Annotated in this window: 22 protein-coding genes; 19 read left to right on the top strand and 3 right to left on the bottom strand. The window is 36.6% G+C overall.

The genetic code is table 11. The annotated features are described in order from the left end of the window. Positions 1 to 401: 401 nt before the first annotated feature. Both AABJ51_RS03570 and AABJ51_RS03565 read right to left on the bottom strand, forming a co-directional pair. Positions 402 to 2,048 (bottom strand): AMP-binding protein, encoded by a 1,647-nt coding sequence (locus AABJ51_RS03570; protein WP_338374427.1) that lies wholly within the window; start codon positions 2,046 to 2,048, stop codon positions 402 to 404. A gap of 150 nt (positions 2,049 to 2,198) precedes the next feature. Next, entirely contained in the window at positions 2,199 to 2,753 is a 555-nt protein-coding gene (locus tag AABJ51_RS03565) for a helix-turn-helix domain-containing protein (protein ID WP_026625105.1), read from the bottom strand. Between the two features lie 371 nt (positions 2,754 to 3,124). Here AABJ51_RS03565 and AABJ51_RS03560 point away from each other — a divergent pair, with 371 nt between their 5' ends. Together AABJ51_RS03560 and AABJ51_RS03555 are read left to right on the top strand one after the other, a co-directional pair. Continuing rightward, positions 3,125 to 5,410 carry a cation:proton antiporter gene (locus tag AABJ51_RS03560; protein WP_338374426.1) on the top strand — a complete coding sequence of 762 codons (2,286 nt, stop codon included), beginning with the start codon at positions 3,125 to 3,127 and terminating at the stop codon, positions 5,408 to 5,410. Positions 5,411 to 5,443: 33 nt separating this feature from the next. Beyond that, a complete protein-coding gene (locus tag AABJ51_RS03555; protein ID WP_338374425.1) occupies positions 5,444 to 7,663 on the top strand; it encodes a tetratricopeptide repeat protein in 2,220 nt (739 codons plus the stop codon). 20 nt (positions 7,664 to 7,683) lie between these two features. Here the strand turns inward: AABJ51_RS03555 and AABJ51_RS03550 are convergent, their stop codons facing one another. Next, positions 7,684 to 8,469, bottom strand: coding sequence for a hypothetical protein (locus tag AABJ51_RS03550; protein WP_338374424.1), 786 nt, complete (start codon positions 8,467 to 8,469; stop codon positions 7,684 to 7,686). 416 nt (positions 8,470 to 8,885) lie between these two features. Between AABJ51_RS03550 and AABJ51_RS03545 the strand changes: the two genes are divergently transcribed. The 17 genes from AABJ51_RS03545 (at position 8,886) to pyrF (ending at position 24,666) form a co-directional block, all read left to right on the top strand. Beyond that, a complete protein-coding gene (locus AABJ51_RS03545; protein ID WP_338374423.1) occupies positions 8,886 to 10,517 on the top strand; it encodes a C69 family dipeptidase in 1,632 nt (543 codons plus the stop codon). 208 nt (positions 10,518 to 10,725) lie between these two features. Next, the gene (gene proB / locus AABJ51_RS03540) at positions 10,726 to 11,820 is read left to right on the top strand and encodes a glutamate 5-kinase (RefSeq protein WP_338374422.1); all 1,095 of its coding nucleotides are present in this window, start codon (positions 10,726 to 10,728) and stop codon (positions 11,818 to 11,820) included. A 5-nt stretch (positions 11,821 to 11,825) separates the two neighbouring features. Next, positions 11,826 to 13,079 carry a glutamate-5-semialdehyde dehydrogenase gene (locus AABJ51_RS03535; protein ID WP_338374420.1) on the top strand — a complete coding sequence of 418 codons (1,254 nt, stop codon included), beginning with the start codon at positions 11,826 to 11,828 and terminating at the stop codon, positions 13,077 to 13,079. 1 nt (position 13,080) lies between these two features. Then, positions 13,081 to 13,266, top strand: coding sequence for a hypothetical protein (locus AABJ51_RS03530; protein ID WP_338374419.1), 186 nt, complete (start codon positions 13,081 to 13,083; stop codon positions 13,264 to 13,266). A 2-nt stretch (positions 13,267 to 13,268) separates the two neighbouring features. After that, positions 13,269 to 14,210, top strand: a complete 942-nt coding sequence (locus tag AABJ51_RS03525; protein WP_338374418.1) for an acyltransferase family protein — start codon at positions 13,269 to 13,271, stop codon at positions 14,208 to 14,210. A 6-nt stretch (positions 14,211 to 14,216) separates the two neighbouring features. Further along, the gene (gene epsC, locus AABJ51_RS03520) at positions 14,217 to 15,038 is read left to right on the top strand and encodes a serine O-acetyltransferase EpsC (protein WP_026625096.1); all 822 of its coding nucleotides are present in this window, start codon (positions 14,217 to 14,219) and stop codon (positions 15,036 to 15,038) included. A gap of 202 nt (positions 15,039 to 15,240) precedes the next feature. Beyond that, on the top strand, positions 15,241 to 15,807 hold the full coding sequence (efp, locus tag AABJ51_RS03515; RefSeq protein ID WP_026625095.1) for an elongation factor P: 567 nt from the start codon (positions 15,241 to 15,243) through the stop codon (positions 15,805 to 15,807). A gap of 78 nt (positions 15,808 to 15,885) precedes the next feature. Further along, positions 15,886 to 16,590, top strand: a complete 705-nt coding sequence (radC, locus tag AABJ51_RS03510) for a RadC family protein (protein ID WP_026625094.1) — start codon at positions 15,886 to 15,888, stop codon at positions 16,588 to 16,590. A gap of 198 nt (positions 16,591 to 16,788) precedes the next feature. Next, positions 16,789 to 17,106 carry a metal-sulfur cluster assembly factor gene (locus AABJ51_RS03505; protein WP_026625093.1) on the top strand — a complete coding sequence of 106 codons (318 nt, stop codon included), beginning with the start codon at positions 16,789 to 16,791 and terminating at the stop codon, positions 17,104 to 17,106. A gap of 95 nt (positions 17,107 to 17,201) precedes the next feature. Further along, entirely contained in the window at positions 17,202 to 18,029 is an 828-nt protein-coding gene (locus AABJ51_RS03500) for a UDP-2,3-diacylglucosamine diphosphatase (RefSeq protein ID WP_338374417.1), read from the top strand. A 272-nt stretch (positions 18,030 to 18,301) separates the two neighbouring features. After that, on the top strand, positions 18,302 to 18,658 hold the full coding sequence (locus tag AABJ51_RS03495; RefSeq protein WP_026625091.1) for a CidA/LrgA family protein: 357 nt from the start codon (positions 18,302 to 18,304) through the stop codon (positions 18,656 to 18,658). Then, on the top strand, positions 18,642 to 19,334 hold the full coding sequence (locus tag AABJ51_RS03490; protein ID WP_026625090.1) for an LrgB family protein: 693 nt from the start codon (positions 18,642 to 18,644) through the stop codon (positions 19,332 to 19,334). The genes AABJ51_RS03495 and AABJ51_RS03490 overlap by 17 nt, the downstream gene beginning before the upstream one ends. Positions 19,335 to 19,461: 127 nt before the next feature. Further along, a complete protein-coding gene (locus AABJ51_RS03485) occupies positions 19,462 to 20,034 on the top strand; it encodes a terminase small subunit-like protein (protein ID WP_338374416.1) in 573 nt (190 codons plus the stop codon). A gap of 239 nt (positions 20,035 to 20,273) precedes the next feature. Then, positions 20,274 to 21,359, top strand: a complete 1,086-nt coding sequence (gene prfA, locus AABJ51_RS03480; protein ID WP_026625088.1) for a peptide chain release factor 1 — start codon at positions 20,274 to 20,276, stop codon at positions 21,357 to 21,359. A gap of 37 nt (positions 21,360 to 21,396) precedes the next feature. Continuing rightward, on the top strand, positions 21,397 to 22,104 hold the full coding sequence (locus AABJ51_RS03475; protein ID WP_338374415.1) for an outer membrane beta-barrel protein: 708 nt from the start codon (positions 21,397 to 21,399) through the stop codon (positions 22,102 to 22,104). 21 nt (positions 22,105 to 22,125) lie between these two features. Next, positions 22,126 to 23,835, top strand: coding sequence for a BACON domain-containing protein (locus AABJ51_RS03470; protein WP_338374414.1), 1,710 nt, complete (start codon positions 22,126 to 22,128; stop codon positions 23,833 to 23,835). A 6-nt stretch (positions 23,836 to 23,841) separates the two neighbouring features. Continuing rightward, the gene (gene pyrF, locus AABJ51_RS03465; protein WP_338374413.1) at positions 23,842 to 24,666 is read left to right on the top strand and encodes an orotidine-5'-phosphate decarboxylase; all 825 of its coding nucleotides are present in this window, start codon (positions 23,842 to 23,844) and stop codon (positions 24,664 to 24,666) included. Positions 24,667 to 24,673: the final 7 nt, after the last annotated feature.

Genomic DNA, 24,673 nt, shown 5'->3' with positions numbered 1-24,673 from the left:
TTTATTAATTTCTAATGATCTGTTATTGCTTTTTAATTATATCAAATTTATACACAAAAATCATTCACTTAATCATCCACATCACCTTTTTTTAACACTTTTAACCAGCTATAATTAGGCTTAACAGCGTTTAACAAGACACCTCATAATTAGCCAAACAGTATTAATGACATTTTGGCAGAAACTAAGAATCAGTCATCAATGGAAAACTATATAATTCGAAAAAGGTAACAAAAGTTACGCACTTTATGTTCATCCTTGTATGAAACCTTTTCCATCCCTCTATCGTTTAAAGAACGTTCTATAAACAAGAGTCTTTGTGCCCCTTGGTGTATAGATAAAAATAGAAAAGCGGCACTTGTTGCCGCTTTTCTATTTTTATCTATGTACGCAGAAAACTATCACTGTTTTCTTATCTCAGCTCGTTTAATTTTTCCACTGATTGTTTTAGGCAGTTCGTCTACAAACTCAATAATACGGGGATATTTATATGGAGCAGTCACTTTTTTTACATGATCCTGAATCTCTTTAATCAAATGCTCCCCGGCTTTATCTTTATAATCAGATGCTAATATAATGGTCGCTTTTATAACCTGTCCACGTACCTCATCGGGTACTCCTGTTATGGCGCATTCTACAACAGCAGGATGTGTCATCAATGCACTTTCTACCTCGAATGGTCCGATACGATACCCTGAACTTTTAATAACATCATCAATACGTCCGATAAACCAATAATACCCATCCTGATCGCGCCAGGCAACATCGCCGGTATGATAAACATTATCGGCATAAACAGATTTCGTAAGTTCCTCGTCCCGATAATATCCCATAAACAATCCTAAAGGTTTGCTATGATCGGTACGGATAACCACCTCTCCCGATTCTCCTTCTTCAGCCGAACGTCCTTCTCCGGTAAGCAAATCTATATCATAAACCGGATTAGGAATCCCCATAGACCCTGGTTTGGGTTCAACCCACGGGAAAGTTACAATGGTAGGAGTTGTTTCGGTTTGTCCGAAAGCTTCCATCATCTTAATTCCTGTTGCCTTATAAAATGTCTCAAAAACAGAAGGATTAAGAGCTTCTCCGGCTGTTGTACAATACTCAAGAGATGATAAGTCATATTTAGAAAGATCTTCACGAATCAAGAACCGATATACCGTAGGTGGTGCACAAAAGGAAGTAATCTTACAATCCTGAATCAGATTCAATATTTTTGCAGGAGTAAATTTTTCATGGTCATAAGCAACTATTGTAGCTCCGACAATCCACTGTCCATAGAGTTTTCCCCATGCAGCTTTTGCCCATCCCGTATCGGAAACTGTCAGGTGAATACTATCTTCATTCAGGTTATGCCAATATTTAGCCGTAACAATATGCCCGAGTGGATAAGTAAAATTATGAATCACCATTTTAGGTTCGCCGGTTGTGCCCGAAGTAAAATACAACAATGAAATATCGTCATTATTATTAACATGGGCAGGACGCTCAAACAATGGAGCATCATTCAATCCTTTATGAAAATCTTTCCATCCGGGAGGAATTATTTTTCCGCAAGCCACAATATGTTTTACTGTTGGCGATTTGGGCAGCGCATCCTCTACATGCTGATGAATAAATTCGTCATCGGTAACGATGATGGCTTTTATATCAGCTGCATTATTGCGGTATATAATATCTTTAGGGGTCAGAAGGTGTGTTGCCGGTATGGCTATCGCCCCGATTTTGTGCAGGCCGATAATGGAAAACCAAAACTCATAACGGCGTTTCAATATCAGCATCACCAGATCTCCTTTTCCGATTCCTAAAGTCTGGAAATAAGAAGCTGCCTTATCGCTTTGTTCCTTTATATCCTTAAATGTAAAGTTGATGTGTTCACCTTCTTCATTAGCCCAGCAAAGTGCTATTTTGTTCGGTTCTGCTTTTGCCCATTCGTCTACAACATCATAGGCAAAGTTGAAATTATCGGGAACATTTATATGAAAATTTTGCTTGAAATCATCTATGGAAGAGAAAGATGTTTTTGTTAAAAATTTTTCTAACATTGTATTGTTATTTTTGATAAGTTTAAGGTAGACTAACTACTCTGTTATCATTGCTTATACTTAAAGTAAAAGCAAATATTTAATGATTTTATTAAATTGAAAACATTCTCCGTCTTCAACTTTTAATTGATTATCAACAGGTCTGCGACCTTAAACAACTACAGCTAAAAACTTCACAGGCTTGCCATCCAAAGCTTTCATCCCATGAGGCAGACTCGGATCGAAATACAAGCTGTCTCCTTTTTCAAGAATCAAATCTTTTCCGTTTATACGGATCAGTAAGCGTCCTTTAAACACAAGGTTAAACTCCTGTCCCGGGTGCGAGCTTAAATGTATTGGGGTATCATCACTCTTAGGCTGAACCGTAACAACAAAAACATCGGCTTTGCGGTTTGTAAATCCGCTTGCCAAAGCCTGATACTGATAATCTTCGACACGCTTTATCTCAAGACCTTTTTCGCGGCGGGTAAGAGCATAACTGCTCATGCGGGGTTCTTCATCAAACATCAGGGTAGTTATATCCACATTGTATTTGGTCGCAATATTCTTAAGCATGCTTATAGAGAAATCTTTTTCTCCAGCCTCGTACTTAATGTAGTCTTCCAAAGGGATATCACAGGATGCAGCGAATTCTTTCTTCGAAAGATCCATGGCATCACGCAACCCTTTCAGGCGCAGTCCAATTTGTTTTAGTTCTTCATTCATATTTCAAATGAAATTTTATTTATTAAACATGTATTTGTAAGTATAACGATGTATTGCATTTTAAAACAACAGTAAATATTTAATGATATATTTTCCTAAGACATAACTCTTTCTCATTGTTTTGCTCGGGAAAGTCAATAAATAGGTCTGAGAGCTAAAAAATAGCGAAAGTCAAAGTTAAGAAAAAACTAAATGCAGGCAGGCAAAAAAATCTTAATAAAGGAAACTCTCCCGATATACATTCAAAATATTTATCTTTGCACCGATTAAGTAACAGAAAATACTTTTAGTTTATAACAGGCTTTGATTATTTATCTTACCAAAATCTTTAATAGGTCTGAGACCTTAAAAAACCAAGGTGTACGAAAAATATGAAAAAATATAAAAACTTAATTTTTTACACTTCAGTTCTAACTATAACAGCACTACTTTTATATACGGTAATCAGTCTGGGAAAGGGCAATCTGGAAGCAGGAAAGAATATTACAGAATTAACGAATAATACTTCAGCATGGAATGATTTTATAAGATCGGTTGCAGAAGAAGCCACAAGTTCGGCAGCCTTACTAATTCTTCAGATCATAGTAATACTCTTTTTTGTTCGTTTCTTCGGATGGATATGCCAGCGCATAGGACAGCCAACAGTTATTGGCGAAATTATTGCCGGCGTGGTATTGGGTCCCTCACTACTAGGAGCTTATTTTCCGGAAATATCAGCTGTTGTATTTCCCGAATCATCAATCCATAATATAAAGTTGCTGAGTGAGATCGGTCTTATTCTGTTTATGTTTATCGTAGGTATGGAACTCGATCTCAAGGTATTGAAGAACAGAGCAAATGATGCCGTTATTATAAGCCACTCATGTATAGGTCTGCTTTTTGTCATGGGTACTACATTCGCTTACTTCATATACCCTTATTTTACGTTTACCGATGTGCATTTTTTACCTTTCGCTTTATTTATGGGTATAGCGATGAGTATTACTGCATTTCCGGTTTTGGCTAGAATTGTGCATGAAAGGGGACTCAACAAAACCCCATTAGGGGCAATGGTCATTACATGTGCGGCCGTCGATGATATCACCGCTTGGTGTCTCTTAGCTGCAGTAATAGCTATTGCAAAAGCGGGAACATTTATCAGCTCTTTGTACGTGATTGCATTTGCCGTATTGTATGTTATAGTAATGTTTAAACTGGTCAGACCTTTCCTTCAAAGGATTGCAGATCTCCAGACTTCGAATAATATTATAAGCAAATCCGTAATCGGGATTTTCTTTCTCACCTTATTTTTATCGGCATATCTTACAAGTATAATCGGCATACATCCTCTTTTCGGAGCGTTTCTGGCAGGAGTTATTATGCCTCCTAATCTCAATTTCAGAAAATTGTTTGTAGATAAAGTCGAAGATATTTCGCTGGTCGTTTTATTACCTCTGTTTTTTGTATATACAGGACTTAATACTAAAATAGGCTTGCTCAACACTCCCGAACTTTGGGCATTGTGCGGATGCATTATATTTATCGCTACTTTCGGCAAACTGGTAGGAGGAACTCTTGTTTCGAAATATTTAGGTTTCGACTGGAAATCGAGTATGACCATCGGAGCATTGATGAATACAAGGGGATTGATGGAGCTTGTAGTATTGAATATCGGTTACGATCTGGGAATACTCCCTCCCGAAATATTCGCTATGATGGTCGTAATGGCTTTGGTGACAACATTTCTCACAAGTCCGATTCTGGATTTAATAGAAAGGATATTTAAAAACAGACCGGTTGAAACAGAAGTATCACAACGTAAGACGTACAAAATACTTATCTCTTTCGAGAATTCTGTGGTTGGTAAGAAATTACTGCTTATAGCCAGTTCTTTTGTAAAGAAAGACCATCTTTATTCAGAAATAGATATGGTACACATATCTCCGGGAAATAATTTGTACCAACACGATATGGAAGATGAAGAACACGATGTTTTCGATCCGGTAATATATGCATCCAAGGCTCTTAATCAACCGATAACACCTATTTTTGAAGTTGCTGCAAATCCAACCCGTAAGATTGCACAGATGAGTAATAACGGCAATTATGATTTTCTCTTGATCAGTGCCCATAACTCTATCTATGGAGGTAAAGGGAATTTTCTGGGGTATATACTCGGAGTCTCAAATACAATACTTCACATTCCTTCGCACATTTATTCGTGGATAACCAGAACGAAAAAAGCTGCGACAACCAATATCTTATCACTCGACGAAGGTACACGTTCTATTTTAACCCACGCCAATGCACCTGTTGGCATATTTATTGATAAAGGTCTTACAGAGATAAAGAACGTGATAGTGCCCGTACTTGACGAAAATGATGTTTTTCTTGGTGATTTTATGGGTCGGATTGCCCGTCATTCGTATGTCCGTATAACCCTATGGGACGGAATAGGCTTAATGGACAGTTCTATAGATTTTGTAAAAAGTGTCAGAGAAATCAAGGCTGTAAATCCTTATCTGTTCCAGCTTTGGAACAATAATATCCCCGTTGACAGAGATATCTTCAACAAGCACAATTTGGTAATGATCAGTCTAAACAGCTGGCGTACACTAAAAGAAAAACATCCGTCATGGATCAAGTCAATGCCATCGGTTCTATTATTGAATGAATAAATTATTGCGGTTAAAACAATAAGGGAGAAAAGTATGAGCAGTACAGAAATACTGAATATTAAAAAGAATATACTCGATAAACTGTCAAAACGTCAGTTGAAAGATGCTTTTGAGCTATTAACAAAATTGGTTGTAAATGTACAGGACTGGAGAATATCCGAAAGATTATCGGAACTTGAGACCAACTACACATATATGCTCCATTATCAGTTCGAGGGACTGGAAGATACCCAAAAGGATACTATATATAATAATATCCTGCGGACACTATATGAAATAACAGATGATTCGTCAGACGAACTGCTTTCGATAGACTCTTCCAATTTATTCTATGAACGTTTGAGAATAATGGCTGCACGTCCGGTTATTGCATTCAGTGATTTCATAAAACAGCTGAAAGAAATATCAGCATCCTTATCTGTCCTTGAATTACTTGATGACAGCGAAACCTCACGCATACAGAAGAGAGATCTGGCAATAAAAAGAGAGCGAATAGGCTCTGACATGTTTAACTTTGTATTTACTTCACCGAGAGCAAATGTCGGTGACGAAGAAGAATATTTAAGTTTTATATCTAATCAGGATGTTCCTGTCCGTGAAAAGAGCTTATTTATATCAGCAATAACGATGAGTCTGTTTCATCGGTTCGATTCAGGCAAAGTAACTGTACTTATCGAAGCTTGTAAAGCCAGCGATATAACCATCAGACAAAGAGCGATAGTCGGGTTGATCATCGTCCTACAGATGTATGACAAGAGATGGAAACTGTATCCCGAATGCCACTTCAGACTTGAAGCGCTGATTGAAAATGATTCATTCAAAAAATCAATTCTAACTGTGGTTAAGCAATTGATCAGATCAAGAGAGACTGAAGAAATCAGCCGCAAATTGACAGAGGAAATTATTCCTGAAATGATGAAATTCAATTCTCTCGCAGGAAAAAAGCTCAACATGGAGGACTTAATGGGTGAAACCGATTTTGCCGATAAAAATCCTGATTGGAAAAAAGAACTCGAAAACTCGGGATTGGCAAACAAACTGCAAGAATATTCGAGTCTTCAGATGGAAGGAGCCGATGTTTTTCATTCGACTTTTGCCAATCTCAAGAATTTTACATTCTTCGGAGATATGAGCAACTGGTTTTTACCTTTCGATACAACTTATTCTGAACTGCAAACCATATTTTCGAGCAAAGAGGGCACTAGCGGATTCCTTCAAACAGCTGTTCTCAATTCCGGGCACATGTGTAATTCGGACAAATACTCTTTTGCTTTGAGCCTGTTACAAATTCCTTCGGCTCAACGCGAAATGATGTCCATGCGATTCAATGAAGAATCCGAACAATTGAAGGAATTACAAAAGGACGCAGAATCCCTTAACCCTACAATTGCCGAAGATGTAATTTCAAATCAATATATACAGGATTTGTACCGATTTTTCAAACTATATCCATACCGGAGCAACTTTTTTGACATATTTACTCTACGATTAAATTTTTATGATCTGAATTCGATATCCCCACTCATTGCAGGAAAAGAAAACATGCTGCAGATAGCTAATTTCTGTTTCGACAAAAACTTCTTTTCGGATGCTTTACCGGTATATCAAAAACTCGTCAAAATTCACATCGAAGACTCTGACATATGGCAAAAGATCGGATACTGTAAGCAGATATTAAACGATTTGCAAGGTGCACTGGATGCTTATCTGCAAGCGGAAGTATTTTCACCTAATAATTCATGGATAATTAAGCGGATTGCGCAAACATACCGCTCTCTAAAAGATCCGAAACATTCTCTTGAGTATTACCAAAGGGCAGCACAATTAAATCCAAACAATCTGAATCTCGAATTAAATATCGGTCACTGTTATTTAGAATTAGGAGAATATGACCAAGCTCTGAACTGCTATTTCAAGGTAGAAGTACTCGAAACCAAAAGTAATAAAGCATGGCGTCCGATAGCATGGACCGCTTTTCTTCTGCGGAAGTTTGATGTTGCCGAGAAATATTATCAACAAATATTATCGGACAAGCCCAACGCTCATGATTTCCTGAATGCAGGACATGTACAATTATGCCTGAACAATAAAAAAACAGCTCTTAGCCATTATTTAAATGTGATATCAAAACTTTCGGTATTTGATCAGTTCCTAAAATTATTTGAGGACGACAAGGCAGAACTAATATCCGCAGGAATAGATGAGTCATTCTTGCCCCTTCTATTTGATGAGATCAGATACAAGCTCGATTGAAATATTATAAGGCTTTAATTTTAATCACAAGGAATTCCATATAAATCCAAACCATCCGACCAGATAAGATTAACTCCCTTATCTGGTTCTATTTTAAATGCCATCCGAGACGGGAAAAAACATTTAGTATCTTCCGACAGGTTCTGATTCCATTTAAAATCATCACTATAAGCCAGATACAAATCGCCTATATTTGCGAATACCACCACTGAAGTCTGGTCTTTATAATCCGCTTCGATATTATCAAAATATTGGTTTATCTTTTGCTCGGCATCTTTATACTCTTTTCCGTATACAATATCCAGCTTCTGATCTGTTGCTAAAATAGGATGTCCATTTTGCTTTACATCGAAATTCTGTAGCGGAAAAGCAAATACATTAGTCATACATTCATCCAAGGCTAATGTTATGTCTTTTATTTTAGACTTAGAATATCCTTGTAAACCATATATGTAGTATTCGTTTTCAATAAGGGGCAAGAGTTCTTTTGATAATTTCTTATTAATCATTAATTTATAGACACCTGTAGTGTCATAATAATGAAGTGTCGTAAATTTTTTATTGTCATACAAGCTAGAATAAAATTCGGCACGAATAGAATCCGACTCATCAATACTATTAAATACTTCATCTAACAAAGTGATATCATCTTCTGATTCTGCTTGATTAATTACTAATGCTGTTGTTTTGGGAGACAGCTCATAAACCGAGAAAAAATGAATTTCGGTCTGATCATTTTTCGATAATACAGACATGCTCACCAACAAACAAATAAGTAGTAAATACCCCTTCAATGCTTTTTTCATACAATAGATATAATATTCAGAAAAATTAACAAACAAATGTAATAAATATCCGGAGCAGAAAACTATTAGACAAGATAAAATAATGGACAGGATATAATAAAAGGAGATTTTTCACAAAACCTCCTTTTATGAGTTAATTTAGGTATTAGTGTTTAAGGTAAAAAGATTGTTTTAGGTTATCGATACAAAGGAAAAGATTTCCGGCTTACACACCAAATAAAAAAACATATTCTACAACATATAATATTATCAAATTATAAGAAATATTTTTAATATTTTAATATGTGTCAAATACACCCTATCAATATTTTCTTCTTTGTTCGATATAATATATCTTTACGATCAAAAGTACAGATTTTCGACTAAAAAATCGGATATTTGGCTACTGTTTAAATATAATTTGCAAAATATAAAGAATGAAGAAGGTTTTATTTCTGCTTTTTATGGCTGCAATATCTTTTCCGAATGGATTTGCCTGTACAAATCTATTAGTGGGAAAAGCAGCCTCCACAGACGGATCTACATTAGTATCCTACTCTGCCGACTCTTACGCGTTATACGGAGAACTGTATCATTGGCCGGCTAAAACTTACACTAAAGATGAAATGCTGAAAGTGTATGAATGGGACACCGGAAAATATTTAGGTGAAATAAAACAAGCCGCACAGACCTATAATGTAGTAGGCAACACCAATGAGCATCAACTTACAATTGCCGAAACTACATTCGGCGGACGTGAAGAATTAGTTGATCCTGCCGGAATTATAGATTACGGGAGCTTGATATACATAACACTTCAACGTGCAAAAAACGCCAAAGACGCGATTAAAGTAATGACCGACTTGGTTAATGAATATGGATACGCTAGCAGCGGTGAATCATTTTCTATCGCAGACCCGAATGAAATATGGGTGCTTGAAATGATCGGAAAAGGAAAAGACCGAAAAGGAGCAGTGTGGGCTGCCGTACGGATTCCGGACGATTGTATATCAGCACATGCAAACCAATCTCGGATACAGCAGTTTCCTCTGAATGATACAAAAAACTGTATTTATTCGAAAGATGTAATATCATTTGCTAAGGAAAAAGGATACTATTCGGGCAAAGATGCAGACTTCAGCTTTGCGAAAGCATACAACCCGCTCGATTTCGGAGGACAACGTTTTTGCGAAGCCCGTGTCTGGAGCTTTTTCAATCGCTACAATAAGGACATGGCTAAATTTGTGACTTACGCACAGGGTAAAACACAAGACCCGATGCCATTATACATCAAACCAGACAGAAAACTGAGCTTGAGTGATGTACAAGCGATGATGAGAGATCATTATGAAGATACTCCTCTTGACGGACGTTACGATGCCGGAGCAGGACCATTCGAATCACCATACAGATGGGCTCCTCTCGAATGGAAATCAGATTCTGTAAAATATTGTAACGAACGTCCAATATCGACACAGCAAACCGGTTTTGTATTTGTTTCACAAATGCGCTCATGGCTACCCAATGCAATCGGAGGCGTACTTTGGTTTGGAGTAGATGATGCCGCTATGACTGTATTCACACCGATGTATTGTTCAATCACCGAAACTCCTGAATGTTACAGAATTGGCAATGGCGATTTGTATACCTTCTCTTGGACTTCCGGATTTTGGATTCACAACTGGGTGTCTAATATGGTATATAACAAGTACAACTATATGTACCCTGAGGTACAGAAAGTACAACAGGAACTGGAAGGCAAATTCATTTCTCAACAAGCAGAAATCGAAGCAAAAGCAAAACAACTATATGCTGAATCTCCCGACAAGGCCATAGCTTTCTTAACTGCTTACAGCACAGAAAAAGCCCAATTTGCATTCGACAGATGGAAAAAACTAGGAGAATTCCTTACTATAAAATATATGGACGGAGTAGTTCGTAAAGAAAAAGACGGACAATTTATCCGCAACGAGCATGGAGGTCCATCTTCACCGCAGCGTGTTGGATACCCGCAAAACTATTATGATAAAGTGGCTAAAGAAACAGGAGACAAGTATAAAATACATTAACATTACTAAGGTCGCAGACCTTTCTATAACAAAAGCCGCAGAGATATATCACTGCGGCTTTTTAATAAATGAAAGAATTTAATGATATATTTTCAAGTTAAACAAACTTAGTCGGTTATACTTGCCAAAGTAATAAATAGGTCTGTGACCTTATTTTATATATCCAATTTTATTATTTTTGTAGATAAAGCAATTTTTATATCATATTATGAAAACAAAGGCAACTTATAAATGCCGGATTGTAATTAAAATAGGGAGTAATGTATTAGGGCGTAAAGACGGCTCTCTCGATATAACAAGAATGTCGGCATTGGTAGACCAAATGGCTGAACTCCGCAAACTCGGATACGAGATTATACTGGTTTCATCGGGTGCGGTTGCGTCCGGCAAATCGGCTCTGAAGCCCAAAAACAAATTGGATCTGGTCTCAGCCCGTCAGTTATATTCTGCGGTAGGACAGGTAAGACTGATAAATCAGTATTACACGTTGTTCGATCATTACAACATAGTGTGCGGACAGATTTTGGCTACAAAAGAAGATTTTGCGACAAGACGCCATTACTTGAATCAGCGAAACTGTATGACTGTCATGCTGGAGAATGGGATTATCCCTATTGTAAACGAAAACGATACCATTTCGGTCAATGAATTGATGTTTACCGATAACGATGAACTATCGGGACTGGTAGCGACCATGATGAATTGCCGGACTCTCATTATACTCAGCAATATAGATGGTATTTTCGATGGAAATCCGGCGGATCCCAAATCGAAAGTCATACTAGAAATAGATACAAAAAAAGACAATATAGAAGACTATATACAAACATCTAAATCGAGTGCAGGACGTGGAGGAATGCAGACAAAGTACAACATTGCCCGCAAAATAGCCGAAGAAGGTGTTGAAGTGATTATAGCTAATGGTAAAAAGGATAACATATTGCCTGATTTATTAACTAAACCGCAAACAATATGTACCCGATTCAATCCTTCTTCAAAAAGAGTCTCGACTGTAAAAAAATGGATCGCCCACTCCGAAAGTTTTGCCAAAGGTGAGATACACATCAATAACGGAGCGAAAGAGGTATTGACGAGCAATAAAGCAGTCAGCCTTTTGCCGGTTGGAATTACCAATGTTATAGGTACATTCGAGGCTGATGATATTGTAAAGATTATAGATGAATATGGAAAACAAATAGGCGTAGGCAGAACAGCTTTTGACAACGAAGGAGTAACAAAACTTATAGGACATAATAATTCGAAACCAATTATACATTACGATTACTTATATATTGACAAATAAAAGTTATGGATGATACGGAGAAGCTGTTTGAAGCAGCAAAGAAAGCAAGCAAAGATCTTTTGCTGCTTAGCAACGAACAGATAAATAATATATTGGAGGCTATAGCCAAAGAAACAGAAAAGAGTTTTTTTCATATTCTTTCCGAAAATCAAAAAGATTTACAACGGATGGATAAGGAAAATCCTAAGTACGACCGCCTGAAATTGACTGAAGACCGTTTGAAAGGCATAGTAAGCGATATACGCAATGTAGCAACACTACCCTCTCCGGTTGGACGTATTCTTGACGACCGTCATTTAGAAAATGGATTACACCTGATAAAAAAAACGGTGCCGTTTGGCGTTGTTGGTGTAATTTTTGAGGCCAGACCCAATGTATCGTTCGATGTTTTTTCTTTGTGTTTCAAATCAGGCAATGCCTGTATCCTGAAAGGTGGTTCGGATGCATACTTCTCGAATCAGGCTATCGTCGAAATTATTCGTAATATACTTGATGAAAAAGGGCTCAACCCAAATATATGCGTTCTTCTGCCAAAAGAGAGAGAAGTTATTGATCAGTTGTTAAACGCACGGAAATATGTCGACCTCATTATTCCCCGCGGAGGAAGCTCTCTGATCAATTATGTGAGAGAAAATGCACACATACCTGTTATTGAAACAGGTGCAGGCGTTTGCCATACTTATTTCCATACCAGCGGAGACCGTGACATAGCACGAAAAATCATACATAATGCCAAAACCAGGCGCGTAAGCGTTTGCAACACGCTAGATTGTCTCATTATAGACAAGGAACGATTATCTGATTTACCTTATCTTTGTGAAGAACTGGCTAACGATAATGTGACAATCTACGCAGACAAATTGGCATACAATGTATTATCGGGCAGCTATCCCGATAAATTATTAGCAGAAGCCACCGACGAAAGTTTCGGTACTGAATTTTTAGATTATAAAATGGCTGTAAAAACAGTCAATAATATAAACGAAGCTATTGCCCATATATCGGCATACGGATCACAGCACAGCGAAGCTATTATCGCAGCAGATATATCAGCCAGCCAATTATTCGAAACCCTGATAGATGCTGCATGTGTTTATGTTAACGCATCAACTGCATTTACGGATGGAGCTCAATTCGGATTAGGAGCCGAAATAGGTATCAGCACGCAAAAAATGCACGCAAGAGGGCCAATGGCTTTACAGGAATTATGCAGTTATAAGTGGCTTGTTGAAGGGAACGGACAAACAAGAAATCCTTAGAATGAAAAAGAAAAATAATAAAAACAGAAAAATAACAATAGAAGACTATATAAAAGCTGTAAAAAAAGCAGACAGGGAAATACAAATCGAAAATTCGACAGGATGGTCTGCTACAACAAAGGTACACAAGAGTAAAAAGATATACGACAGAAAAAGAGCCAGGGACAACTACAACGAAGAATACTAAGAATGAAGGAAAGGAATATAACACTCGATTACTTTAAGATTATATTAAGTATTTTAGTTATTAATATACACGCACCATTTGTATCTATTTATCCACCGACTGACAGCGGATTTTGGTCTCAGTTGGGATATGTATCCGGATGGTTCTTTTCGCATGGAATAACTAAAATAGCAGTTCCTTTATTTTTTATTATTAATGGTTTTTTTCTGGACCTGAGTAATACTTCGAAAGTTATAAAGTATATAAAACGACTCTTTATAATGTATATAGCATGGGCTCTGTTTTATTTGCCTATGTATTATCCTTATTTGGATACCGCGACATTCATCCGGGTATTTGCCACAGGATTTTTTCACTTATGGTATTTACCGGGGCTTATTGGAGCAATCGTTATACTTTTCTTTTTGAATAAGATTATCAAAAAGAAGATTATTTTAATACTTATAGCTATTATCCTTTTCGGTATTGGTTATATGATACAAATGAAAGACCCGTATACCAATGTCGAAATGATCAAATACCGCAATTGTTTATTCTTTGGATTTCCGTTTGTCTTATTTGGCTATCTGCTTAAGACATTCAATATTAAACAATTTAAAAGCACAGTTATCATTCTCATAACAATAGGTTTTGTACTTCTGATGTCGGAATCCTACCTGTATATGATACAGCAAAAGACGAACAACCTGATGTTTTCGTTGCTAATCTTATGTCCGGCATTGTTTATTTTCGTTTTACAGCACAGTAAGACAGGTATAGATAAAAGCGAAGGTGTTATCAGCCAGTTATCAACGGCTGTATATTATATACACCCTATGGTGCTCAGATGGACATCTTTATTATTCGCTGTAAATATTATATCATTTCCTTATATTGTTATAACTTCGCTGGTTACAGGCGTATTGCTGATTAAATGCAACAAGTATTTTAAAATTCTACTATAAACCGAAATGAACAGTTTATCACATATATCAGACCTTCTTGAGTCTAAATCAAATACACTCCCGATCAATAAAAATGAGTTGGAAGAGGCTCTGGACACAATTTTTCAGCAACTATTATTTCCAATATGCAAAAGTAACAGATGCTCTACACGCCCTCTGCACTTTGTGTTTTCGATACTGCTGGAAAACATCTCCAATTTAATGGGACGTGAGAAAGCCGAAATAATAGTTGAATCTTTCATCTCAGGATTACCCGATTTGCAACATAAACTGTATAACGAAGCCAAATGCTATGTCCAGAACGACCCCGCAGCCCGCAGCATAGAAGAAGTTATTCTTACATATCCCGGATTCTATGCTCTATCGGTACATAGGATTTCTCACATTCTGTTCGAACAGGGAGTTCCCATTATCCCCCGTTTGTTTTCTGAACATGCACATTCGCAAGTAGGTATAGATATACACCCCGGAGCACACATCGGCAACAATTTTTATATCGACCACGGCACAGGCATTGTTATTGGAGAAACTACTCAGATAGGCGAAAATGTCAAAATTTATCAAGGAGTAACTCTCGGAGCTTTATTTGTAAACAAAGACTTAAAAGGTAAAAAGAGACACCCGACCATAGAGGATAATGTTGTAATATATGCAGGTGCAACTATTTTAGGAGGCGGAACTATTATCGGACATGATTCAACCATCGGTGGGAATGTTTGGCTGACAAAAAGCATTGTCCCCTATTCTATCGTGTTCAATCATTCGGAAGCCAGAATTAAAACGACTCAGGATTTCGGGGATCTGGATTCTTTCAATTATACAATATAGGTCTTATTATAGTTGAGAAGTAAACAAGCTGATATGCATTCCTGCTCGTTAACTTGTTCATTGATTTAATAAAAGGTCTGAGACCTTTTCAAGATAAATATTTGTAAGCCTTTGTAATATTTTTCTATCTTTGCGATCTTAAATATCATATCAGCTTATTAATAAGCATAACTGAATAATTTTAATAATCTAAATACATTTTATGGCAACTACTGCAGATATAAGAAACGGTATGTGTATTGACATCGAAGGTCAATATTATGTAGTGATAGAATTCCTTCATGTAAAACCAGGTAAAGGAGCTGCTTTTGTGAGAACAAAAATGCGCAGTGTTACAACAGGCCGTATTCTTGAGAGAACATTCAACGCAGGAATCAAATTAGATGAAGTACGTATCGAAAGACGTCCATATCAATATCTATACAAAGATGATATGGGATATAATTTCATGAATAACGAAACATTCGAACAAGTTTCTATTCCCGGAAATCAGATTGACGGGGTGGCTTTTCTTAAGGAAGGTGATACAATAGAAGTACAGGTACATGCTGAAACAGAAACCATTCTTACAGCCGAACTACCTCAGAATGTTGTATTGCAAATTACATACACCGAACCCGGACTGAAAGGAGACACCGCAACCAACACATTAAAACCTGCGACCGTAGAAACCGGTGCAGAAGTGCGTGTACCTTTATTCATAAACGAAGGTGAAAAAATCAAAATCAATACTCGTGACGGCTCTTACGTTGAAAGAGTAAAAGAATAAGAAGATCATTTGATATTCCGAAAGATCGTGTTTAGCTTTGTGCCAAACACGATTTTTTTATACAACACTTGATCTTTTATGAACAACTCGACACAAAAACTACGTATAACAGACTGGGCTGAAGAAGACCGTCCACGTGAAAAGCTCCTGATGAAGGGAGTGCAGACTCTGTCTGACGCAGAACTTTTGGCAATACTTATCGGATCGGGAAATAAGAATGAAACGGCTGTAGAACTATCACAACGAATATTACACTTCGTAAAAAACAATCTAAATTCCTTAGGACGATTATCAATAAATGAACTAATCAACAACTTTAACGGTATAGGAGAAGCTAAAGCTATCACCATTATTGCAGCCCTCGAATTAGGAAGACGAAGAAAAGATTCCGAGAGAGAAAAAATGGCTCAGATAAAATCCAGTATAGATATCTTCAATCTATTCCAGCCTATTTTAGGAGATTTACCTCACGAAGAAAGCTGGATATTATTATTAAATTCAGCTAACAAGATTATAAAAAGATTACAGGTAAGCAAAGGTGGTCTGAATGGAATAACGATAGATATACGCATGATAATGAAGGAATCAATCGAAAGTCTGGCAACCGGTATCATACTTGTACACAATCATCCATCGGGCAATTTAACACCAAGCAGGGAAGATGATGACATTACGACTAAACTCAGTGTTGCATCATCATTTGTCGATATCCAGATGATAGATCATGTGATTATTACAGATGATGGATTTTATAGCTATAAAGACGAAAACAGGATTATCTGAGTAGAACTAACATCATTGCTTTTCTATATCAGACAATCAAAATTCTTTATCAATAGCAGAATAAAGATATTTATTCCTTAAATTTGCTTTTTATTAAGGCTTCAGACCTTTTTATAGCTTTGGTTACTAAAAATAAGCAAAGCCTGTTATGAACCCAAATATATCATTTGATACATTTTATTACTTAATTTCAAAATTATGGATAATAATATAATGCAACTAGAAGAGGAAATAGTACGTATGCTGAAAACAGTATATGATCCTGAAATTCCTGTAAATATATACGATTTAGGCTTAGTTTATAATGTTGATGTCGATGAAGAAAAAAATGTAACCATTACTATGACATTGACTGCGCCGAACTGTCCGGCTGCTGATTTTATACTCGAAGACGTTCGTTTAAAACTCGAATCAATCAAAAGCCTCAAAAACGTAATTGTCAATCTGACTTTTGAGCCCGAATGGAATAAAGATATGCTTAGTGAAGAAGCTAAACTCGAACTTGGGTTCTTATAATTTAAGGTCTCAGACCTTTTTATTGCTTAGCAGGTAAATGGCTTAAGCTTGTAATAAATTGAAGATATATCATTAAATATTTTCATATACTTAATATGTCCGAAAAGAAAAAAATATATTTCCTCTCTGATGTTCATCTGGGATCTGCATCACACAACAAGAACAATACAAATGACAAAGGAGCATTGACTCTACCCGGCAGTAAAAAACAAACGGACAACAATCTCCCTGTCAACCACGACATCGAGCGAAAGCTTTGCAGATGGTTCGATTTTGTAAAGAATGATGCTAAAACCATTTATTTGTTAGGTGATATTTTTGATTTTTGGTTTGAATATAAGTATGTTGTACCCAGAGGCTTTACACGGGTACTCGGTAAAATTGCAGAACTGACAGACTCGGGTATAGAAATTCATTTTTTTATCGGAAACCACGATGTATGGGTGACTGATTATTTGCAAAAAGAATGTGGAATGATTGTTCATACCGAACCTCTTGTCACTGAAATATACAGAAAGAAGTTTTTTCTGGCTCATGGGGATGGACTCGGAGATGACTCAAGGTCATTTAAATTGATCAGGCATATCTTTCACAGCCAATTGTGCCGTAAAGCATTCGCTAATCTACACCCGAGATGGGCTCTGGCGATTGCTCACAAATGGTCGAACCACAGTCGTGCTACAGGTGGAATTGTGAATTACCTGGGGGAAGATAAAGAACACCTTGTTCTCTTTGCCAAAAAGCAGCTGAAAGAATCTCCATCTATCAACTTCTTTCTTTTTGGTCATCGACACATCATGCTCGACCTCATGTTATCGGTTTCTTCACGGATAATTATATTAGGAGACTGGATCACATTTTTTTCTTATGCTGTTTTCGATGGACAAACAATGTCTCTTGAAGTTTTCGAGGAGGAAAACTAAAAAATCTCATTTTCAGCCCCCTCAATATGGAGATCTATAAAGATAGAAAAGATAACTATTTATTATATAGCAAATAATCAATTCCATTTATTTCAGCAAATTCTCCTCAAAAAACACCGAACCCTCTAATCTATAATACAAGGATAAAAACAATACTCAATCAAGGCTAAAATAAATAGGATCTCAACGAAATAAATTGAGATAAAACAAGTAGCTCTGCTCAAAAAAGCATAACTTTGTACCGTTAATTTTTAGGTATTAGTTATATGAAAATGGTAAAAGGTATGTTTATCATTCTTCTGTTTTACTTCATAGGAGAATGTGTCAGCTACCTCATTAAAGGGTTTGTTCCCGGGAGTATAATAGGGATGATGTTATTATTCCTAGCTCTTTATCTTAAATTAATCCGTACGGATAGCGTAGACTCAACAGCGAATGCCATTACTAAAAACATGGCAATATTTTTTATTCCGTCCGGAGCCGGACTTATGACTTCATTCGGTGTTCTGAGTAAATTCTGGGCTTCTATTATCATTACATGCTCAATCAGCACAATTTTAGTAATCGCAGTTGTTGGACTGGTTCAACAACGCATGGAAAAAAAGAAAGAAGATGAAAGCATTAATTGAAACTCCAGAGTTTATACTCGTACTCATATTCGGCAGTTATTTGTTTGGTCAATGGATATTCAAAAAAACAAGAGTTGCAATATTACACCCGTTAATTATATCAATAGCGATCATTATACTCTTTCTACAGGTGACAAAGATGGACTATGATAAATTTCAGCAGGGAGGACAATTTGTCAGTTTTTTATTAGGGCCGTCCGTTGTTGCATTAGGGTATATACTATATGAACAGATGTCATACCTGAAAGGCAACGTCATATCAATACTTACCTCTATATTCGTAGGTAGTATTACGGGTATTATCAGTGTTATCGTCCTTGCGAAACTGACAGGTGCTGACGAAGCTTTGGTTATGACTCTAGAGCCTAAATCAGTGACTACCGCAATCGCCATAAACATTTCGACACAAAGCGGGGGAATGCCTTCTCTGACTGCTGTTATCGTTTTGTTTTGCGGAATATACGGCGGAATAGTTGGTCCATATGTATTAAGAGTGTTAGGAATTAAGAGTAGTATAGCCAAAGGGCTAGCTATGGGAGCATCAGCACACAGTGTCGGCACAGTTAAAGCTATGGAGATGGGAACAATCGAAGGCGCTATCAGTGGATTAGCTATCGGACTGATGGGTGTTATGACCGCTCTGTTGATTCCTTTTGTACATAGTTTGATATCGTAACAAGCATTTTAGCCATAACAATATGGCTCTATTAAGTATTAAGGTCACAGACCTTAGGTAAAATCTAAATCCAAACAACAATCGGATTTAGATTTTTTTATCTATACCTAAAAAAAACTTTACAATTATGGCAAAATACACAGAACAACTAGGCAAGAAAATAGCGGATGCAATAGAACAAGACGAGTATACATTGGGTGAAATCTGTACAATGAACAGCATCAGCCGTAAAACATTCTATCAATGGGCACGGAAATACACCGATTTCAAAGAAATGATAGATGATGCCCGTGCAGGTCGTGACGAACGGCTGGCTCAAAAAGCCCGACAGATACTCAAACAAAGATTAGAGGATGGCTATACCGTAACTACAACCCGTTATAAATATGCCGTAGATGAGTACGGTGAAATATATCTGACCGGAAAAACAGTGACCATGAAAGAATATTCAGCAGATGAAAAGACCCTGAAAATGGCAATGGCTAAAGAAGGAGAAATTGAAGAGAAGGTAGAAAATATTCGCGTGCCCTGGGAAATCATAGTACAGAATCAAGAGGCAGCGGATCAACTTCAATTTCTGCAAGACAATGGCAGCGGTAATTTCACGGAAGAAGAAATGCAAGCAAGACGAGAAGCACTCAAAGTCAAGTCTGACTCTCTGGAGACGGAGGTTGCTTACGATCCGGCATTCGACAGGTAATGGGAATGAATAATGACTACAATCATTGGTCACTGATCTCGTTACTTTTGTTACCTTTTCTGAAAAAATCATCTTGTGATTTTGATTCAACAGGCTTATTAATCACGGTTTTTATGTAAGTTTGCAGTAAAATAAACATAATATCATTTCTCCGAGACATGACATAGTCGGCTGTGCCGATTACTATTGAATGGAGAGCAGAAAGGTCTGAGACCTAAAAAGCCTTTTAATACAAAATAATGAGTCAACAATCACTCCTCGAAAAATTAGATGCATTAGTTATTCGTTTCGAAGAAATCGGAAAGTTAATAACAGATCCCAATGTGATATCCGACATGAAACGTTATGTTAAACTAAACAAGGAATACAGGGATTTGGAAAAAATCGTAGATGCCAGAAATGAATACGAACAAGTCTTAAATAGTATTTCGGAAGCGAAAAGTATTTTAGAAAATGAAACAGATCCGGAATTCAAAGAGATAGCTAAAGAAGAACTCGAATCAGCCAACAACAGGTTACCTTCACTCGAAGAAGAAATAAAACTGTTGCTTGTTCCTGCTGACCCTCAGGATGAAAAAGATGCCATAGTTGAGATACGTGGCGGCACAGGGGGAGATGAAGCTGCAATATTTGCGGGTGATCTTTATCGTATGTATCAGAAATACTGCGAAACGAAGGGTTGGAAAACTGAACTCACAAGCTATACAGAAGGTTCATCAGGTGGTTTTAAAGAAATAATCTTTACCGTATCTGGTGAAGGTGTCTATGGCATTCTGAAATACGAATCGGGTGTTCATCGTGTGCAGCGTGTTCCTGAAACCGAAACCCAAGGACGTGTACATACATCTGCCGCCACTGTAGCAGTTTTGCCCGAAGCAGAAGAAGTGGATGTGGAAATAAATCCTGCAGATCTTGAATGGCAGACAGCTAGATCAAGCGGTGCGGGTGGACAAAATGTAAATAAAGTGGAAACAAAAGTTCAACTTACCCATAAACCTACAGGGATAATGATTCAGTGTCAGGAAGCCCGTTCTCAGTTAGCTAATCGTGAAAAAGCATTATTGATGCTTCGGACAAAGCTATACGACATTGAGTTATCAAAATATCAGGACGAAATTGCTTCGAAAAGAAAAACTATGGTATCAACCGGAGACCGATCTGCAAAAATACGAACGTATAATTATCCGCAAGGACGTGTAACCGATCACCGGATAAATCTTACTCTTTATAATTTGTCGGCAATAATGGATGGAGACATTCAAAACATTATAGATCAGCTGACTATTGCAGAAAATGCAGAGAGATTAAAAGAAAATGAATTATAAACATCACACATTCTATAACTACTAAAACACTAATACTATGACTCGACTTTTTTTTATTCTTAGTCTTATTATGATGACAGTCTACGCTTCGGCTCAAGAGCATAAATGGAGATTTGGTTTGTCAGGAAGTGCATCTTATCTAACAGCCAGCTCTAAAGAAGCCGAAAGAAGTTTAATTGATGCCGGAATGGCCTCAAAAGATGCTAAAGATTTTTACAAAACTCTTAAATGGGGACAAAGCCTTGATATTGATGCCCATTATCTTTTTCAAGCTAATATGGGTGTAGGATTAAAGTATCACTTATTCACATCATCGTCAAAGAAAAATAATCTTGCATTTGATACGGATGGAGATGGTTATATTGAGATGCTTAACATTGATGAAAGAATGTATTATAACTTTATTGGACCGTCTTTCTATATGCAGACAAGATTTAATAGTGACAGTCCATTCCAGTTAACAGCACAAATCGCAATCGGCTATCTTCATTATAGAGATGAAGCCCGCTCTATCTACAATATAGTTGCAACAGGAGGAACTATTGGGATGAACAGCGAAATAGGTATAGAATATTTTTGCTCAAAAAATATATCAATCGGAGCTACTCTAAGCAGCATGGTCGGTACAATAGGAAAAGTAACTCTTAATGACGGTTACCAAAGTCAATCCGGAAAACTATCGGGTGACAATAAAATAAATCTGGCGCATCTGAATCTGGGCTTGGGTATCCGCTTTTACAAATAAAAACAACTAACTACACTGAAAATGAGAAAAATTTATAATTTAGTTTTGATAGGTTTTATTACAATCCTGACAGCTTGTAGTAATGATTTTCTGGATGAAAACAAGAATAATATCGACAATCCGATAAAAACGGAAGGAGTTTTAGCTTTAGATAAAAAAGTTTCTGAGTTTACTCAGGCTGAAGTTACAGTTAATGGGCTTCCTGATGGGGCATGCCAGATTATCAAATATCCATCTTGGCTGGAAATAAATTCAAATACGGGGTCTGTTAGTAATAATATCTTAAATTTCAGCTATAGAACCAGCTCTGATATTAATCTTTCTGGAGGTCTTGGCTATAGTGAGCTTGGAACTGTATACTTCAAACAAAACAATAATGTTTATACATTTAATATAGTTTATCAGAATCTTGGAAATCCAACCTTATCTATAAGTACGGATCTTTTAAATTTCGGAAAATCTAAGGATCAGTTAGAACTCTCCATAACTAATACAAGTAATAATGGTATTGTTGTTTGGTCTGTTGACAGTACGCCGGAATGGTTAATTTGTAGCAGCAGTCCTAAAGCGATTAGTCCTTTTTCTATACAATCTGTATTATTTACATTAAACAGAGAAAAATTAGAAGAAAAAGACTATGAAGGTAAAATTGTTATAAAAACTAATGATAAATCAAAACCCAATATCACTATTCAGGTAAAAGTATCAGGAAGGAAAGGAAATGCAGATAATATATATGCAATAAATGGTACAGTAAAAGATGTATATTATTCAAAAGTAAATGATGAATTGTATGTTTTGACTCAAAACCCTGATAATATGGTTGTTTTCAAAAACAATCAGCAAACTATAATTGAGTTACCAAAATCGCCTAATTGCATAAGTGCAACCGAAGATGGAAAACTTGCTTATATTGGGTTCAGTGAACTTGTTACCGAGATAGATATTCCAACAAGAAAAATAAGCAAACAATTCAATATTGATCTAAATACACATAGTGTAGTTTCAGGAGAAAATGGTTATTGCTATTTTACGACACATACTACAACCTACTCAGGTGACGGGTTGTATGCCATCAATCTTAAGGATGGAAATACCAGTAGGCTTAGTCGATATTCATCGCAACTTGACAGAAATAGTAATCTTATAAAGGTTATGAACAAACCATACATTATAGGAAGTAGAGAAAATGTTTCTCCTAATGGGGTTATTCTGTTGGATTTGTCTAAATTAGATGATAATAATAATTATACAGAGTACTATTGGCATCAAAGTCTAGGAAAGAAAATATTTCAAACAGAAAATGGTAATTATTTGATCGGCTCTTATGGTTCCATAGTCAAAACTCCAACAATAAATACTTCAACATGGGATGATCTTCCGGAAATTGGCAAGTTTAATGAAAAAAGCTCTTACTCTAATGAATATTTATGGATAGATCATAATGCCAAAACAAATACATTTTACGCAATAAATCAAACGAATTCGTATTATAATCCGACTAATACAGCGATTAAACAATTCAATGGCTCGAGCTATTATTGGATAAAAGATATCCCTTTTGAAAAGGATTATTATACATCTATCAATAATGTTTCAGCATTTTATGAAGTTACCCCTTATTATATATTTAGCAGTAAGGCCGGGGACATATTATATGTAATCAGAAATATCTCTGACTCTCAAAGAAGCATCGAGTCTTGGAGTCTTGAGACCATTAGTATAAAATAATAAACAATGACTAAGCAAGATCTTATCGAAAACATCAAACAGAAGCAATCCTTCCTTTGTGTAGGATTAGATACTGATTTGACAAAAATCCCATCACATCTTCTAGAAGAAGAAGACCCTATCTATTCATTCAATAAAGCGATAGTTGATGCTACAGCTCCATATTGTGTAGCTTATAAACCTAATACTGCTTTTTACGAAAGTATCGGCATAAAAGGTATATGGGCCTTAGAAAAAACGATAGAATACATTCGGACTAAATACCCTAAGCAGTTTATTATACTTGATGCTAAGCGAGGAGACATCGGAAATACGTCCGAAATGTATGCTAAATCAGCATTTGAACACCTAAAGGCAAACGCTATAACTGTGGCTCCTTATATGGGAGAAGATAGTGTAAAACCTTTTCTTATCTATCCTAATAAATGGGTAATATTATTGGCTTTAACATCTAACAAAGGATCAGCTGATTTTCAGCTCACAGAAGATAGTAATGGTGAAAGGCTTTTCGAAAAGGTACTGAAAAAATCTAAGGAATGGGCAACAGATGAACAATTGATGTATGTTGTCGGAGCAACCCAAGGTTCTATGTTCGCTGATATAAGAAAACACGCACCTAATCATTTTTTGCTTGTACCGGGAGTCGGAGCTCAAGGTGGATCTCTTGCCGAAGTTGTAAAATATGGGATGACTAAAGAGTGTGGCTTATTGGTAAATTCTTCTAGAGGTATTATTTATGCCGATAATACTGAAGACTTTGCAAACAGGGCAGCTTCAGAAGCTAAAAAGATACAAGCAGAAATGGCGGGGTATCTAACATCTATTTTCTAGGTATAAT

Origin of the sequence: Indolivaga capnocytophagoides, from assembly GCF_036511535.1 — a bacterium.
Taxonomy (GTDB): domain Bacteria; phylum Bacteroidota; class Bacteroidia; order Bacteroidales; family Dysgonomonadaceae; genus Dysgonomonas_A; species Dysgonomonas_A capnocytophagoides.
Note: the sequence above shows the minus strand (reverse complement) of the source record. Positions and strands in the feature narration are given on the sequence as shown.